Genomic DNA, 14,495 nt, shown 5'->3' with positions numbered 1-14,495 from the left:
TTGAGTAGTGCACTCCCTGGGTACGCTGCCGGAAGTCGAAGATACCGACGACAGACGTGGAGTGCAGATGGCCGAGGTCGACGAGGTTACGCAGATGAAAACGAGATCGGGTGTGCCCGTGGTGCTTCGTGTAGCGGCGGAGTTCGAACAGTTGCCCGTGGTGCGTGCGGTTGCAGAGACCCTCGCCGTCCTCGGTGACTTCACCCTCGACGACGTGGCCGATGTCAAACTCGCGGTCGACGAGGTGTGCTCGGAACTGATCGCGGCAGCGCAGCCGAGTTCGGAGTTGACCTGCTCCTTCGCGGTAGCGGAGAACGCTTTGCACGTCACCATCGGTGGGTTCCTCACCCGGGCGGGTGTGCCCAACCGAGAGAGCTTCGGCTGGCACGTACTGGAAACGTTGATGGATACGGTGTCGGTGACCGAGGGGACCCGTGACGACGCTATCGGTGTGCGAGGCGTCACCGTCGACCTCGTCAAACACCGGGGCACCCTCTAGTGTCGCCCGTGTCGGAACGCAGCGAGCGGCGCCGTCCCGGCAGAGATGACTACAAGGACGTGGCGCCGACCCTTGCGCGCCTCGGGGCGCTCGAGAGTACGTCCGCCGAGGCATCGGTGCTGCGCGACGACGTCATCACCCGGTGCCTGCCGCTGGCCGAGCACATTGCCCGCCGGTTCGGTGGTCGCGGTGAGGCGCACGAGGATCTGTTGCAGGTCGCGCGCCTCGGATTGGTGAAAGCAGTCGACCGTTTCGATCCGGACCGCGGCTACGACTTCGTCTCCTACGCCGTGCCCACGATCATGGGGGAGGTGCGGCGCTACTTCCGCGATGTCGGATGGTCGATGCGTGTGCCCCGGCGAATGCAGGAGATGCATGCACTGATCACCAAAGCGGTCGACGAACTGTCCCAGGATCTGGGTCGTTCCCCGTCCGCCAGCGAAATCGCGGCGGAACTGGACCTCGACGTCCGCGAGGTGTCGGAGGGGCTGCTCGCGAAGAACGCGTATCAAACCTTGTCGATGGATGCGACCATGGGCGACGATCCCGATGACCTTCCGCTCGCCGAGACACTCGGCGAGGAGGACCCCGAGTTGGCGAATGTGGAAAGTCATGCGGCGGTGCGGCCGGCCCTCGAGAAGCTACCTCCACTCGAGCGCCGAGTGCTGATGTTGCGGTTCTTCGGCTCGATGACACAGACCGAAATCGCGCAGCGGGTCGGCGTCTCCCAGATGCAGGTGTCCCGGATCCTGGCCCGGACTCTCGCCGGGCTGCGGGAGCAGCTGGGAGACGGCTGAGCAGCGGCCGTTCACCCGCCGAGGGACGCCACCGTCGATTCGAGCTCGGCGGCATGGAATTCGAGATCACTGTCGCCGTACTCCCGATCCTTCGGAAGCCGATCGCGCAGGTCGTCCTGCGTGACGATGACGAACGGCTGCGCCTTGTCCTCGAGGTCCGCGGAGCCGACCACCCGAGGAGTCCCGTCGACGAGAATCAGAGTCGCGTCGGGCAGTGACGAGTCGAGCAGTTCGCGTAAGAGTTTCACCGTCACGTGGGTGTTCATCAGTCGCCTTCCTCGGTTGGACAATCGATCCCGTCTCCTGCGTACCCAGAGGCTTGGGGTACGAATCTCCCGTTTCCCGGGAAGTGGTTGCGGGAACGCTGCAACGTATGGGTAAGAACATCTTCATTCTCGGCCTTACCGACATGCAACGCGAAGAACTCGGCACCGTCCGCGACGCGAAGAATTACCAATTCCACGGCTTGCTCGACTACCACACACTTGTCGCCCCGGACGAGTACGTGTTCGAGGATCTCCTCACCGGGTGCCGCGAGAAACTCGACGCGTTTCCCGGAACAGTCGACGCGATCATCGCCCACTGGGACTTTCCCACCAGCGTTCTGGCACCCATCCTGGCCGCCGAGCGAGGCATTCCCGCGCCGCCCCTGCGCAGTGTGCTCGCCTGCGAGCACAAGTACTGGAGCCGGCTCGCCCAGCAAGAATCCGTACCCGACACGGTGCCCCGGTTCGCCTCATTCGACCCGTTCGACGACCACGCCCTCGATTCCATCGGGCTCGAGTTCCCGTTCTGGGTGAAGCCGGTGAAGTCGCATTCCTCCCAACTCGGGTTCGAGATCGGTGATGCGGCCGCCTTCCATGAGGCAATCGCAGAGATACGCGAGAGGATCGGCCTGGTGGGGCATGCGTTCGATGAAGCGCTCCGGCGCGTCGACCTCCCCGAGGCGGTACGGGGGGCGTCGGGCACGACGTGTCTCGCCGAGCAGGTGATCACCGGAATCCAGGCCGCCCCCGAGGGCACGATGTTCAACGGCGAGTTCTCGGTGCACGGGGTCTTCGACATGCACAAGGACGCCACGGGACACAGTTTCGACCGACTGGACTATCCGGCGAGCACGGTGCCGCCCGAGGTGCAGCAACGAATGATCGACATCACCGAGCGGTACCTGCGGCACGTCGGATTCGACAACGGCTGCTTCAACTCCGAATTCATGTGGGACGAGAAGGAGGACAAGCTCTGGCTGATCGAGGTGAACACCCGCATCTCGCAGTCGCACAGTGACCTGTTCGCCAAGGTGGACGGCATGTCGAACCACGAGGTGGCGATCGACATCGCGCTCGGCACACCACCGCGCATGCAGCGGCGGCACGGCTCATTCGGCGTGGCCGCGAAATGCATCATCCCGCATTATGAGGACGGCATCGTGACAAGGGTGCCGAGCAACGAGGACATTGCCCGCGTGCAGAAGGCGGTGCCCGAGACGAAAGTCCTCATCGATGTCCGGCCCGGTGACCGCCTCGCCGACCTGCCGAACCAGGACGCCTACCGCTATGTGCTCGGGACCATGTACATCGGCGCCGAAGACATCGCCCAGTTGGAAAAGCACGTCGACCGCGCGCTGGCGGAACTGCCATTCGAGTTCGAGCCGGTCCCGAACCAGCACTGAGAGGACGGTCCTTTTCATGCAGACGGTCACCGCGTTCCCCCGCGAGGTCCGCACCATCGAGAACACCTTCATCACCATGCCGGACGGAGCCCGGCTCGCCGCCCGGATATGGTTGCCGGTCGATGCGGACACTGATCCGGTCCCGGCGGTGCTCGAATACCTGCCGTACCGCAAACGTGATTCCACCCGCGGGCGCGACGCCCTGAACCACCCCTATATCGCCGGCCACGGTTACGCCTGCGTGCGCGTCGACATGCGCGGCAGCGGCGACTCCGACGGCGTCCTGCAGGACGAGTACCTTCCCGCCGAGCACGACGACGCTTGCGAAGTGATCGCGTGGCTGGCCCGGCAGCCGTGGTGCGACGGGAACGTGGGGATGATGGGCATCTCCTGGGGCGGTTTCAACAGCCTGCAGGTCGCCTCGCAGCGCCCGCCCGCCCTCAAGGCGATCATCAGCGCCTCGGCCACCGAGGACCTCTACGTCGACAACATGCATTACATGGGCGGGTGCCTGCTCTCCGACAACCTGTCCGAGGCCACCGTGATGTTCGCCTTCAACAGCCTGCCACCGGATCCGGCGATCGTCGGAGACAGCTGGCGGGAGATGTGGTTGGAACGGCTCCGGGGCAGTGGGTTGTGGATCGAGAACTGGCTCGAGCATCAGCATCGGGACGACTACTGGAAACGTGCCTCCGTCAACGAGGACTACAGCGCTGTGCGCTGCCCGGTTCTGGCGGTCGGGGGATGGGCGGACGGATACACCAACGCGATCTTCCGCCTGATGGAACATCTCGACGTCCCGCGCAAGGGCCTGATCGGGCCGTGGGGCCACAAATACCCGCACCTCGGTGTGCCCGGTCCGGCGATCGACTTCCTCGCCGAGGTCGTCCGCTGGTGGGATCACTGGCTCAAGGGAATCGACAACGGTGTCATGGACGAACCGATGGTGCGGGCATGGATGCAGAACAGCGTGGAACCGAATCCTTCCTACGCGCAGCGGCCGGGCCGGTGGGTCGCCGAACCGTCCTGGCCGTCGCCCCACGTCGAGCAGCGCCGGTACACCTTCGGCCGGCACATCCTCACCGAAACCGGTGCGGCCGCCCAGGAGGGCGACGAACCCCGCCCGCTCTTCCTCCAATCGCCGATGAGCGTGGGCATGTTCGCCGGTAAGTGGGCGTCCTACGCGGCCACCCCCGATCTGCCGTCGGATCAGCGTGAAGAGGACGGCGGCGCACTGGTTTTCGAAACCGAATCGCTCGACGAGCCGCTGGAGATTCTCGGGCTACCGGAGGTCGAGCTGGAGGTGTCGTCCGATACCCCGGTCGCCATGCTCGCCGCTCGCCTGTCCGATGTGGCCCCGAACGGGGAGGCCACCCGCGTCACCTACGGTGTGCTCAACCTCACGCACCGGGACGGCAGCGAATATCCGGCCCCCCTCGCGCCGGGACGGAAGTACCGGATTCGGTTGCCGCTCAACGGCGCAGCCCAGGTGTTCCCGGCCGGGCATCGCGTGCGGCTGTCACTGTCCACCTCGTATTTTCCGTTGGCATGGCCCCCACCCGAACCGGTGACCTTGACGGTTTCCACCGGCGGAACCCTGATCCTGCCCGTCCGCCCGCCCCGCGACGAGGACGACGCCCGGTTGCGCGACCTCGGGGAACCCCGGGCCGCCGAAAAGCTGGCGGTGACCCGGCTTCGCCGGGGGGAGCACCACTGGCGCACCATTCGCGACCTCGAGAGCGGCACCTCCACGCTCGAGATCGTCGACGACCAGGGCTCGTTCCGTATCGACGAGATCGGGACCGTCGTCAGCAGGGCGACGCGGGAGTGGTTCAGTTTCCGCGGCAACGATGTGAATTCGGCGCGCGGCGAAACGCAGACCGTGCGCCGATACGAGCGGGACGACTGGCGGACCGAGGTCCGCACCCGCACGGTCCTGACGTCGACGGCCACGGACTTCGTGATCACCGCGGACCTGGACGCGTTCGAACTCGATGCCGTACACGGGGATCGACGGGTGTATTCGCAGAACTGGCACCGACGTATACCGCGTCAGCTGGTGTGACGGCGGGGCCGGTTTCTCAGACCGGATGCCGGGCACACGAGAACTGTCGTACACGTGGATTGGAGAAGACTGTGCACGCCGAACGCTTCCACCCCCTGATCTCCGCGGAGGGACCCTTCGCCTCGGTCTACTTCGAGGACTCGCACGACACCGAGGACGCCGCCAAACAGCTCGAGCTGAGATGGCGCGGCGTGCGCGAGCAACTTCGCGGTGACGGGGCGCCCGACGCGGTGCTCGACACACTCGAGGAGGCCGTGCTCACCGCCTCCCCGGCGGTGGGTCGCAGCGGCCGCGGACTGGTCGCCGACGCCACCCGGGTCTACCTCGACGAACACCTGCTCCGGCCGCCTGCCGCGACGGTGGCCCGGTATTCCGATCTGCCGTACCTCGTGCCGATCGTCGAACACGGAGCCACCGGATCGCCCTACCTCGTCGTCGCCGTCGATCATGAGGGTGCCGATCTGTCGGTGTACGACACGCAGGGGCGAGCCCTGTTGTCGGAGACGGTGTCCGGCGCCGACGAGCCGGCGCAGGCGGCCGCCGGGGCCGACACCCGCCGTTCCGGGGATCCGCAGCCGCCGGAAGAGGAAGCCGCGCGGCGGACCCTCTCCACCGTGGCCGATCGGTTGACCGTTCTCGCCGACAAACATCACGCGGAGCCGATCTTCGTGATCGGGGAGGTGCAATCGCGCACCCAGCTGCTGGCCACCCTGCCCGAACGCTCCCGAGCCGCCGCGGTGGCCCTGGAATCGGGGTCGCGCGCCGTCGGCGCGGGCACGGTGGACGTGCACCGTGCCATCGACCAGGAACTGGCGCGCCGCCGACTGGCGGTGATCGGCGACGCCGCCGACCGGGTGCGGGCCGGGAGCGGCCGAGCGTCGGGCCTTGCCGTCGAGGGACTCGATGCGGTGACGGCGGCGCTGCGCGCCGGACAGGTCGACGCGCTCGTCATCGGCGATCTCGAGAACCGCACCGTGCTGGTCGGGGACACCCCGACCTGGGTGGCCACCAACGCCGACCAGCTGTCCGAAATGGGCTCGACCGTGGAAGTCACGCGGCGGGCGGACGAAGCGCTGCCCTTCGCCGCCATCGCTACCGGTGCAACCCTGATCCGGACCGACGAGCGGCTGACGCCCGCGGACGGCTGCGCGGCCCTGCTCCGCTACACGTGAGGGTGTTCCGCCGCCTTCGAATAAGGACGTCGGACGCCGATCGCGGCACCGTCCTGATCCAGGCGGTCAAGGCAGCCACGGCCGCCGTCCTGGCATGGGTGCTGGCAACCATGGTGTTCGCGCTGCCTCAGCCGTTCCTGGCGCCGTACGCGGCGGTGTTCATGATCGAGGCGACGGTGTCCCGCTCGCTGCGGGTGGCGGCCGAACAGCTCGCCGCCGTGTCCCTCGGGGTGGTGCTGGCCGCGGCCGTGGGAGCACTCGTCGACTCGATCACCGTCGGGGTCGGGATCGCGGTTCTGGTGGGCCTGCTCCTCGGGCGCTGGCGCCGACTGGGTTCGAGCGGCATCTGGGTGGCTGTGACGGCACTGCTCATGGTGACGTACGGCGCCGCCGAGGACCCGGATGTGCTCGGCTTCCGCATCGTGGAGATCGCCCTCGGTGCGGCTACCGGGGTCGCGGTGAACGCCCTGTTCCTGCCGCCGCTGTATGTGAAGCGGTCGCAGCGCGCGGTGACCGGGGTGGGGGTGACCGCCGCGAATCTGCTGGCCGAGGTGCCGGACGAGCTGCGGGGCGGGGCCCGCGGCCGGGCAGCTTCGTGGAACGAGTGGTCGGCGCAGGTCCGCTCGCAACTCGACGAGGCGCTCGAGGCGGTGGCCTGGACCGAGGAGAGCGCCCGCGGCAACCTCCGGTCGGCCGCCTCCCCGGCGCTCGCCGCCAAGGAGCGGTGGGGCAGCGCCGTGGTCGCCCTGTCCGAGGCGTGGCCCCAATGTGCCGAGATTCTGCGCGCGGCAGAACTGACCATCGACCCTCATCCGCCGTTCGACCCCCTGCCGCCGCCGATCGGTACGGCGGCGGCCGAGTTCGTGCAGGCCCTCGCCGAGGTGATCCGGACGTCATTCGGTGTCGACGCCGAATATCGCGACCGGGCAGCCGCCGTGCGCACCGCTCGGCGACGCTTGCGACGTTTCGAGGAAGTCGTCGCCCGTCACGACAGTCAGACCACGGGTTCCTCGATGAGCGCCGGAAGCCTCCTGCGGCCGTGCGCACCGGCGTTGAACTCGCTCGCCGGCGGGGACGACCAGCGGGTTCGCTGACCGGTGTGGTCGGCGTCCCGGCTGCAGGTATCGGTGGGCAGGAGGACATCCGCGGTCGAGTAAAGTCATCTCGACGGTAGAGACAGCTGCTGCGTTCGTTCAGTGGGTGTCCGTTCGGTTACACCCGGAATTTGAGGTGTATCCGAGAATGGTCGAGACTGCTGGTGAGTTCCCCGGGTCGATGCCTTTTGCCCTCGACGGTGCCACGGTAGCGGCCCAATTAGGCTCCCTGGCAGTTGCTCTCGACGAGTTCAACAGGAACTGCGGATCCGAGGTGGAGATGGACATTCTCCTCCGGCGGGTCTGCGAGCAGGTGGTCGACGCGATCCCCGACGCCGACCTGGCGGGGATTTCTCTCGTGCGGGACGGCGAGGTGGTGACCGTCGCTTCGACCGACGACGCGGTGCGCGCCGTCGACCCCAGGCACCTGTTACAGCACCGACCGTCCGCTCCGGCGGACGGTGCCCCCACCGCGGCGGCGAGGAAGGTTCTGCGGTTGCGGCTCGTCGACGCGGCCGTGCAGGCACCCACCCTGGCCGAGGAGCTCGCGCAGGCCGGGATGCGCAGTGTCCTCTCGGCAGCCCTCACGGTCGACGAGAGCGTCGCCGGCACCCTCGACCTCTACGGGCGCGAAGACCACGGTTTCAGCGACTTCGACGCCGTCGTCCTGCTCGTGTACACCACGGCGATCGAGGGGCTCCTCAGGAGCGCGAACAGAGTGACACGGGCCAGGAACGAGATATCGGGCCTGACCAAGGCGATGGAAACCCGCGCCGTCATCGAGCAGGCCAAAGGCATCGTGATGGCCCTGCAAGGTGTGTCCGCCGACCAGGCCTTCGAGATCCTCGTCGTGCAGTCCCAGCAGGAGCATCTCAAGCTGGCCGAGGTGGCGCGTCGCATCGTCGAATCGGTGACCACTCCCGCCGAGTGAGATCACCGGGGTACCCACCGCAACTGCGCCGCGTCGTAGTCGATCAAGCCGAGGGCCTCGAACGCCTCGAGCCATCCCCGCATCGGCCACCATCCCCACCTGCGGTGAAACAGGTGAGCGTTGACGAGGATGTCGCCCAGGTGCTCGACGGGCGGATCGGACACCGGATGGTGCTGGTGGAACGCGTCTGCGCCGCCGACCCACCGCAGACCGATCCCGGCCTCGGCCGCGGAACACGCGAAATCGGTGTCCTCACCTCCGTATCCACGGTATTCGGTGCAGAATCCGCCGATGCGGTGCCAGGTCTCGCGGCTCACGGCGAACGACAGAGACCAGAAGAGGGTGAAGTCGGTCCCGGTCAGGACGGTCCCGTCCTCGGGTGCGGGACGGGCGGGATGCGGATTCCGCAGCTCGGCGAGGCGGTCCAGGTCGTAGCCACCCGGCCCGGGCGGCGGGAGGTAGGTGACCGGCCCGCACAGCAGCGCGGAGTGGTTTCGCGGATGGTCGGCGGCCACCCGGTACCGCCGCAGCAGCGCCGGGCCGGCGAGACAGTCGACGTCGAGAAACACGATCAGGTCGGCGCCGGCCGCCAGGGCAGCATCGGCGCCGAGATTGCGGGCAGCCGCCAGGGGGAGGGGTCCGCCGTCGTGGTCGCACCACACACTGCGGGCGCCGCCGGCCTCGGATACCACCTCGGTGGTTTTGCGGTCGCCGATCGCGACCACGACGTGATCACCCACCCGCTCCGTCATCTGCCCGACGGAACGCAGATGTTGCCGGAGGTGGTGTTCGCGCCGGGCGGCGATCGTCACGACCGCCGTCTTCATCGCAGTCCGCCCGCCCGCTTGGCCACACTGTCGATGACCGCGGCGGCGCGGGCCGCCGCACCGGACGTCTGCCAGCGGACCCATCGCTCGCCGCCCAGTGCGAGCGCACGGTCGACGAGCTGCGGCCACTGCGACGTCTCCGGCCATCGGGGTATCGACACGGCGAGTCCCGCGTTCCCGAGTGCGCGTGTCGTCTCCACCTGCTCGTCGAACGGTCGTGGCTGACCGATGATGATCGCCGGACGACGCGCCGCGGCGATGTCGGCCACCGCGTTCTGCCCGGCATGGGAGACGATCACGTCGCAGCCGCACAGGTGCGGCCACGGGTCCTCGGCCCACGGCGCCCCCGGAATGCCGAGCGCCTGCCACCGGTAGTTGCGGTGCTCGTGTGCGCAGTGCCGGATGTCGTCCATCGTCAGTGACGTTCCGCCCGCCCCGCTGAGTACGAGGATGCGGGTCTGCCCGGACGGGTCGGGTGCGGTGACGGCGCGTCCCTCGAACCGGCTGATCCCGCCCACGAAGGTCGTCTTGTGGGCGAATTCGCGCAACCACCGGGGGTCGTACAGGTTTTGCGGCCATGCGGCGATGATGTGGTCGGCCAGTTGGTAACCGAGATGGTGCGGTGCGTCGGTGCGCTCGCCGGGCATGGCGATCAGCACGACCGGGACACCGAGTAATCGCACGAGCGCTGCCACCTCCACCGATACGTCCACCACCACCAGGGCGGGGCGGGTCGCGTCGATCCAGGACACGATCCTGGCCATCCGTGTCCGCAGCCCGGTGTCGTGGGTGGGCGCCCAGTGCAGCGCACCGTCGGCGGTGGGGTTGACGGGGTCACTGCCGCGGTCGTCACGGGCCAGCGCGATGCTGTCGGCGAAGCGTCCCGCGGGCGGTGGCGGCGCCGAGGACAGTGTGGTGACCGGCGACTGCAACTGCGCGGAGATACTCGATGCCCGCATCCGGTGACCATGACCGTGGTGGTGAATGTAGTAACCGATCACGGTGTGGCCCTACCCTGCGCCCGGGGTCGGGTGTGGCCCCGCGCCAGTCGCCGGTACAGGTCGACGTACGTGTCGACCATCCTGCGCTCGGAGCAACGTTCCCTGGCGTGGGCGCGCGCCGCCGCACGCGAGCGCCCGACGACGTCCGGGATCGCCCGGGCCAGGGCCGGGACATCCCCCGCGGCGACGAGACTGCCGCAATCGGGGGTGAGCACCTCGGGGATCCCACCGCGGGCGAACGCCGCCACAGGCGTTCCGCACGCCAACGATTCTGCGACCACCAGCCCATACGGTTCGTCCCACAGGGGAGTCACCAGTGTCGCCGCGGCCCCGCCGATCGCTGCCGCCAGCTCGGGCTGCGCCAGATGCCCGAGATAGGTGACCTCCGGTCCCAGCCGAGGACGGATCATCCGGTCGAAGTACTCGGCATCACTGATCGGACCCGCGAGCACGATCGGGAAACCGGCGCGCCGGGCGGCGTCCACCGCGACATGGGCGCCCTTCTCCGGCACCAGCCGGCCGAACCAGATGAGGTGCGGCCCACCGCGACCTTCGGGCCAGCTGTTCAGATCGACCCCGTTCGGCACCACCTCGATGTCGTCGACGGCGTGCTGCCACGCCGCCGCGGTGTGTCTGCTCACGGCGGCGAAATGTGCCCCGGCGCCCGAACGCACTGCGAGCGCCGATTCCAGCCACGGAGTGGGCGGGGTGTGCAGCGTCGACAACACGGGTGCCGGAACGGCGGATGCCATGGCGACCGGTAGATAGTGCAGGCTGTGGTTGTGGACCACGTCGAACGACTCGGCGAGTGGGCCGGACAGGTCGAGCATCAGCTGCAGGTAGGCGTGATGCTCTTGCATGAACCACATCGACGGCATCGAAACATCTTGCCGCGCGGCATGACTGACATCCAAGGTCCGCACCTGCAGGTGAGCGCAGCCCAGCGTGCGGTCCGAACCCGGGCCGGCGAACAGGGTGACGTGATGACCGTCGCCGCTCAGGGTACGGGCGAGATACCAGACGTGCGATTCCAGACCACCGGGGAACGGCTGGCGGATAGGGTAGCGACTCGATGCGATGAGGGCGATCCGTAGCGGGTCGGCCGTCACGACGACACCCGCCAGGAGAGCGCCCGCTCGTAGAGGTCGTGGTGAGCCCGTGCCAGGTTTCGCCGCTCCTGTTCGCGTTCACCCCAGGTGGCCCGCAGGTTCGACTGCTCGTAGAGGCCCTCGATGCAACGCTCGAGCGACGAGCCGTCGTAGGAATTATCATCGAAATCGTATCTACCGCAACGTTTTTGCTGGGCATAGAACCCGCAGGACGGCGCGGCCACCGCGGTGCCCAGGTCGTAGCAGGCCTCGAGCCAGCCGGAGTGGGTACCGAACCGGTACGGCAGCACGGACACCGACAGGGAGGACAGATAGTCCCACAACTCTTCGTCGGAGAAGTAGGGGTGTACTCGTAGGTCGACACAGTCCGACTCGGCGTAGCTCAGCAGCCGGGCTCCGGCGTCGGGGGCGTACCAATGGTTGGCCGGATCGAAAATTTCGTCGTGGACGTCGATCTGCAGGCGCGCCCCGTCCAGCGCCGATACGGTTCTGGTGAGGGTGTCGAGCACCGGGAACGGATCCATGTTCGCTCGAAGACTCTTCACGTGGACACCGACGACGAATGCTCCCGAAGCGGGCCGAGCGCGTTCGATGAGGGGCCGCTCCACGACGTGCGGATGCGGAAGGACGGTGGGTATCCGGGCCCAATTCGACTCGATCACCGCGGCCGCACCGGGAGTGAGGGTGACCAGCTCGGTGGCGGCGGACACCAGCACGTCCAGAGCTTCGAGGTGCGGTTCGGGGTCGGGATGATGTGGGTTACGCAGATCGTGGACCGTGTACACCAACGGTTTCCGCCGCGACGACAGCTCGTGCACGATGTCTTTCATCAATGCCGTCTCGATGGCGTCGAAACCGAAATGAATGTGGAAAATATCGAAACTTCGGTGATTTCTGCTGATCCATTCCGGGTCGAGCATCAACGGCGGCCACCACCCGCCGGGAACTTTCCGTCCGTCTGCCGGCACCGGATCCGGGAGTCGAACAACGGTGTCGTTGCCCTCCGGATCGGTCAGATGGCGAACGTACACATGAGACGCCGGTACGGAGGCGACCCGAATCACTCATTACTCCTTCGTCCGTGGGCGAGCGGTGCATCATGGTTCGGCGCCCTGTCGGCGCGCGCCGGATCACGGTGGCGTCAGCGCACCCAGGAACGACTCGGCCCATCGATGCACATCGTGCTCGACAACCTGCTCGTGCAATTTCGTCATGCGACGCCGCCCCTGCTCGGGGTCCTGTTCCAGGGCTTCGAGGATCGTGTTCTTCACACCGTCCAGATCGTGGGGGTTGACCAGATAGGCGCCGCGCAGTTCGGCGGCGGCTCCGGCGAACTCGCTGAGCACCAGTGCACCACCGAGATCGGTGCGGCATGCCACGTACTCCTTTGCCACCAGGTTCATCCCGTCCCGCATCGGCGTCACCAGCATGACGTCCGCGGCGAGGTAGAGAGCGATCAACTCCCGGCGGTCCACCGGCTGGTAGAGGTAATGCACCACAGGCTTGCCGATCTGACCGTGATCGCCGTTGATGTGGCTGACCTGCTCCTCGATGGAGCTGCGCATCTTCATGTAGTGCTCGACGCGTTCGCGGCTCGGCGTCGCCAGTTGCACCATCACGGTGTCGGACGGATCGAGACGACCCTCGTCCAGGAGTTCACCGAGCGCTGCGAGACGCAGATCGATGCCCTTGGTGTAGTCGAGGCGGTCGACCCCGAGCAGTACCTTCCGCGGGTCTCCCAGTTCGCGCCGGATCTCCGCTGCCCGCGCGACGACGGCAGGATCCGTCGCTTCGTCGATGAGTTGCCGGGCGTCTACGGAGATGGGGAAGGCTCCCACCCGGACGACCCGACCGTTCAGCCGCACTTCACCGAGCCCGCTGCGATGTCCGCCGCCCGCGGCGGTGGTGTCGAGTCCGAGCAGGCGCTCGGCGAGGAAGAGGAAGTTGTTGGCGCCGCCGGGGAGGTGGAATCCGATGAGATCTGCCCCGAGCAGTCCTTGCACGATCTCCTTGCGCCAGGGCAACTGCATGAACAATTCGACGGGCGGGAACGGGATGTGCAGGAAGAAGCCGATGGTCAGATCGGGACGCATTTCGCGCAGCAGCCGCGGAACGAGCTGCAACTGGTAGTCCTGCACCCACACGGTCGCACCCTCGGCCGCCGTGCGCGCGGTCTCCTCGGCGAAATGCCGGTTGACGTCCACATAGGTCTGCCACCAGCCACGATCGAACACCGGCGCGACCAGCACGTCATGGTAGAGCGGCCAGAGGGTGGCGTTGGAGAAACCCTCGTAGTAGAGCGTCACCTCATGCGAACTGAGCTCGACCGGAAACAAATGAAGTTTCCCCGACACGATCGGTTCGACCTTGGTGTCGGGGACGCCCGGCCAGCCCACCCACGAGCCGCTCTCCCGATCGAGAATCGGTTCGAGGGCTGTGACGAGTCCCCCCGGGCTCCGCTTCCACCGGGTGGTCCCGTCGTCGAGTGTCTCGAGATCTACCGGGAGCCGGTTCGCCACGACGACGAAGTCGGATGTGCCCTGCGGCGTTTCATCGTTCACGCCGAAATCCCGTGGGTAGGGAGCCCCTCTGCGACAAGCCTGCTTGCGTCGTCGAGGGAGGTGGAATACGGCACCACCGTATCCAGCTTCATGGCGGTCAGAGGCCGGCGGACCGCGGTGTTCCCGGTGACCGCCCAGGGCAGTCCCAGCCTGCGGGCGCGGCCGGCGATGATCTCCAGCACCGAAAGTGCTGATGCGCAGAAGAACTGAACGTGGGTCAAGTCCAGAACGAACGGCAGGCGTTCGTTGATCGCCTCGTCCAGGTGAATACCGAAGAGAGGAACGGTGGTGACGTCGATGTCACCTGAGATACGGAGGACCAGAACGCCGCCGGCACCGGGGGTGCACTCGACGGTGAGCTTGCCGTGCTCGGGCTCGGTGGCCCAACTGAAAAGCATGGTGTTTTCTGCAGAATCGTGGTGTCCCGAATGTGCACTGAGAACAGATTTCATGTCGGACTCCTCACGGTCGTAGCGACGAGGGAGACAGGCACGGGAACGGTGTGCGAACCCAGCCCGTCCTTTGCGGCTGGGGGCTCAACCGTGCAGGACACTGACGTTACCCCATCCTGTCGATTTCGGCCTCACCTCCTTCCCGGTGTGCATGCTGCCCACGACGGCGGCGGGGTGCATAGGTTCCGGGAAGCCGGGTAAACGGGAGCTATGGAGCTCATTGCACTGGTGATACTGGTGGCTGTCGTACTGTTCGTCGTCGCACGTCAGCGGGCGAAGAAGCGGAACCAGGGCTGATTTTTCACGATGCCGCCGACC

General features: G+C 67.1%; 14 protein-coding genes. 7 read left to right on the top strand and 7 right to left on the bottom strand.

What is annotated here, in order from left to right:
* Positions 1 to 67: 67 nt before the first annotated feature.
* Positions 68 to 499, top strand: coding sequence for an ATP-binding protein (locus JQT59_RS22695; RefSeq protein ID WP_213572091.1), 432 nt, complete (start codon positions 68 to 70; stop codon positions 497 to 499).
* On the top strand, positions 499 to 1,296 hold the full coding sequence (locus JQT59_RS22690; RefSeq protein WP_159922410.1) for a SigB/SigF/SigG family RNA polymerase sigma factor: 798 nt from the start codon (positions 499 to 501) through the stop codon (positions 1,294 to 1,296). The genes JQT59_RS22695 and JQT59_RS22690 overlap by 1 nt, the downstream gene beginning before the upstream one ends.
* 11 nt (positions 1,297 to 1,307) lie before the next feature.
* Here JQT59_RS22690 and JQT59_RS22685 read toward each other — a convergent pair whose 3' ends face one another.
* Positions 1,308 to 1,562, bottom strand: coding sequence for a hypothetical protein (locus JQT59_RS22685; RefSeq protein WP_213572090.1), 255 nt, complete (start codon positions 1,560 to 1,562; stop codon positions 1,308 to 1,310).
* Positions 1,563 to 1,669: 107 nt separating this feature from the next.
* Between JQT59_RS22685 and JQT59_RS22680 the strand changes: the two genes are divergently transcribed.
* The 5 genes from JQT59_RS22680 (at position 1,670) to JQT59_RS22660 (ending at position 8,227) form a co-directional block, all read left to right on the top strand.
* Positions 1,670 to 2,965: an ATP-binding protein gene (locus tag JQT59_RS22680; protein ID WP_213572089.1), complete on the top strand. Its 1,296-nt coding sequence runs from the start codon at positions 1,670 to 1,672 to the stop codon at positions 2,963 to 2,965.
* A gap of 16 nt (positions 2,966 to 2,981) precedes the next feature.
* A complete protein-coding gene (locus tag JQT59_RS22675; protein ID WP_213572088.1) occupies positions 2,982 to 5,030 on the top strand; it encodes a CocE/NonD family hydrolase in 2,049 nt (682 codons plus the stop codon).
* A gap of 71 nt (positions 5,031 to 5,101) precedes the next feature.
* On the top strand, positions 5,102 to 6,202 hold the full coding sequence (locus tag JQT59_RS22670; protein WP_213572087.1) for an Rv2629 family ribosome hibernation factor: 1,101 nt from the start codon (positions 5,102 to 5,104) through the stop codon (positions 6,200 to 6,202).
* On the top strand, positions 6,199 to 7,296 hold the full coding sequence (locus JQT59_RS22665) for an FUSC family protein (RefSeq protein ID WP_213572086.1): 1,098 nt from the start codon (positions 6,199 to 6,201) through the stop codon (positions 7,294 to 7,296). Before JQT59_RS22670 ends, JQT59_RS22665 begins: the two co-directional genes overlap by 4 nt.
* Positions 7,297 to 7,444: 148 nt before the next feature.
* Positions 7,445 to 8,227 carry a GAF and ANTAR domain-containing protein gene (locus tag JQT59_RS22660; protein ID WP_213572085.1) on the top strand — a complete coding sequence of 261 codons (783 nt, stop codon included), beginning with the start codon at positions 7,445 to 7,447 and terminating at the stop codon, positions 8,225 to 8,227.
* Between the two features lie 2 nt (positions 8,228 to 8,229).
* On the opposite strand, the gene JQT59_RS22655 is transcribed toward JQT59_RS22660, so the two are convergent.
* The 6 genes from JQT59_RS22655 to JQT59_RS22630 form a co-directional block, all read right to left on the bottom strand.
* A complete protein-coding gene (locus tag JQT59_RS22655; RefSeq protein ID WP_213572084.1) occupies positions 8,230 to 9,054 on the bottom strand; it encodes a glycosyltransferase family 2 protein in 825 nt (274 codons plus the stop codon).
* Entirely contained in the window at positions 9,051 to 10,055 is a 1,005-nt protein-coding gene (locus tag JQT59_RS22650) for a glycosyltransferase family 28 protein (protein WP_213572083.1), read from the bottom strand. The genes JQT59_RS22655 and JQT59_RS22650 overlap by 4 nt, the downstream gene beginning before the upstream one ends.
* Positions 10,052 to 11,164, bottom strand: coding sequence for a glycosyltransferase (locus JQT59_RS22645; RefSeq protein WP_213572082.1), 1,113 nt, complete (start codon positions 11,162 to 11,164; stop codon positions 10,052 to 10,054). Before JQT59_RS22645 ends, JQT59_RS22650 begins: the two co-directional genes overlap by 4 nt.
* Complete coding sequence (locus JQT59_RS22640; protein WP_213572081.1) at positions 11,161 to 12,228, bottom strand: glycosyltransferase family protein; 1,068 nt, start codon at positions 12,226 to 12,228, stop codon at positions 11,161 to 11,163. The genes JQT59_RS22645 and JQT59_RS22640 overlap by 4 nt, the downstream gene beginning before the upstream one ends.
* A gap of 66 nt (positions 12,229 to 12,294) precedes the next feature.
* Complete coding sequence (locus JQT59_RS22635) at positions 12,295 to 13,725, bottom strand: alpha,alpha-trehalose-phosphate synthase (UDP-forming) (RefSeq protein ID WP_213572080.1); 1,431 nt, start codon at positions 13,723 to 13,725, stop codon at positions 12,295 to 12,297.
* The gene (locus JQT59_RS22630; RefSeq protein WP_213572079.1) at positions 13,722 to 14,177 is read right to left on the bottom strand and encodes an STAS domain-containing protein; all 456 of its coding nucleotides are present in this window, start codon (positions 14,175 to 14,177) and stop codon (positions 13,722 to 13,724) included. The genes JQT59_RS22635 and JQT59_RS22630 overlap by 4 nt, the downstream gene beginning before the upstream one ends.
* Positions 14,178 to 14,495 lie beyond the last annotated feature (318 nt).

It is taken from the genome of Rhodococcus sp. USK13, from assembly GCF_018343855.1.
In the GTDB taxonomy this organism is placed as follows: domain Bacteria; phylum Actinomycetota; class Actinomycetes; order Mycobacteriales; family Mycobacteriaceae; genus Rhodococcus_F; species Rhodococcus_F oxybenzonivorans.
Note: the sequence above shows the minus strand (reverse complement) of the source record. Positions and strands in the feature narration are given on the sequence as shown.

Coding starts and splice junctions, on each gene's coding strand:
- JQT59_RS22695 (WP_213572091.1), top strand. CDS start 68: ATGGCCGAGGTCGACGAGGTTACGCAGATGAAAACGAGATCGGGTGTG.
- JQT59_RS22685 (WP_213572090.1), bottom strand. CDS start 1,562: ATGAACACCCACGTGACGGTGAAACTCTTACGCGAACTGCTCGACTCG.
- JQT59_RS22680 (WP_213572089.1), top strand. CDS start 1,670: ATGGGTAAGAACATCTTCATTCTCGGCCTTACCGACATGCAACGCGAA.
- JQT59_RS22675 (WP_213572088.1), top strand. CDS start 2,982: ATGCAGACGGTCACCGCGTTCCCCCGCGAGGTCCGCACCATCGAGAAC.
- JQT59_RS22660 (WP_213572085.1), top strand. CDS start 7,445: ATGGTCGAGACTGCTGGTGAGTTCCCCGGGTCGATGCCTTTTGCCCTC.
- JQT59_RS22655 (WP_213572084.1), bottom strand. CDS start 9,054: ATGAAGACGGCGGTCGTGACGATCGCCGCCCGGCGCGAACACCACCTC.
- JQT59_RS22630 (WP_213572079.1), bottom strand. CDS start 14,177: ATGAAATCTGTTCTCAGTGCACATTCGGGACACCACGATTCTGCAGAA.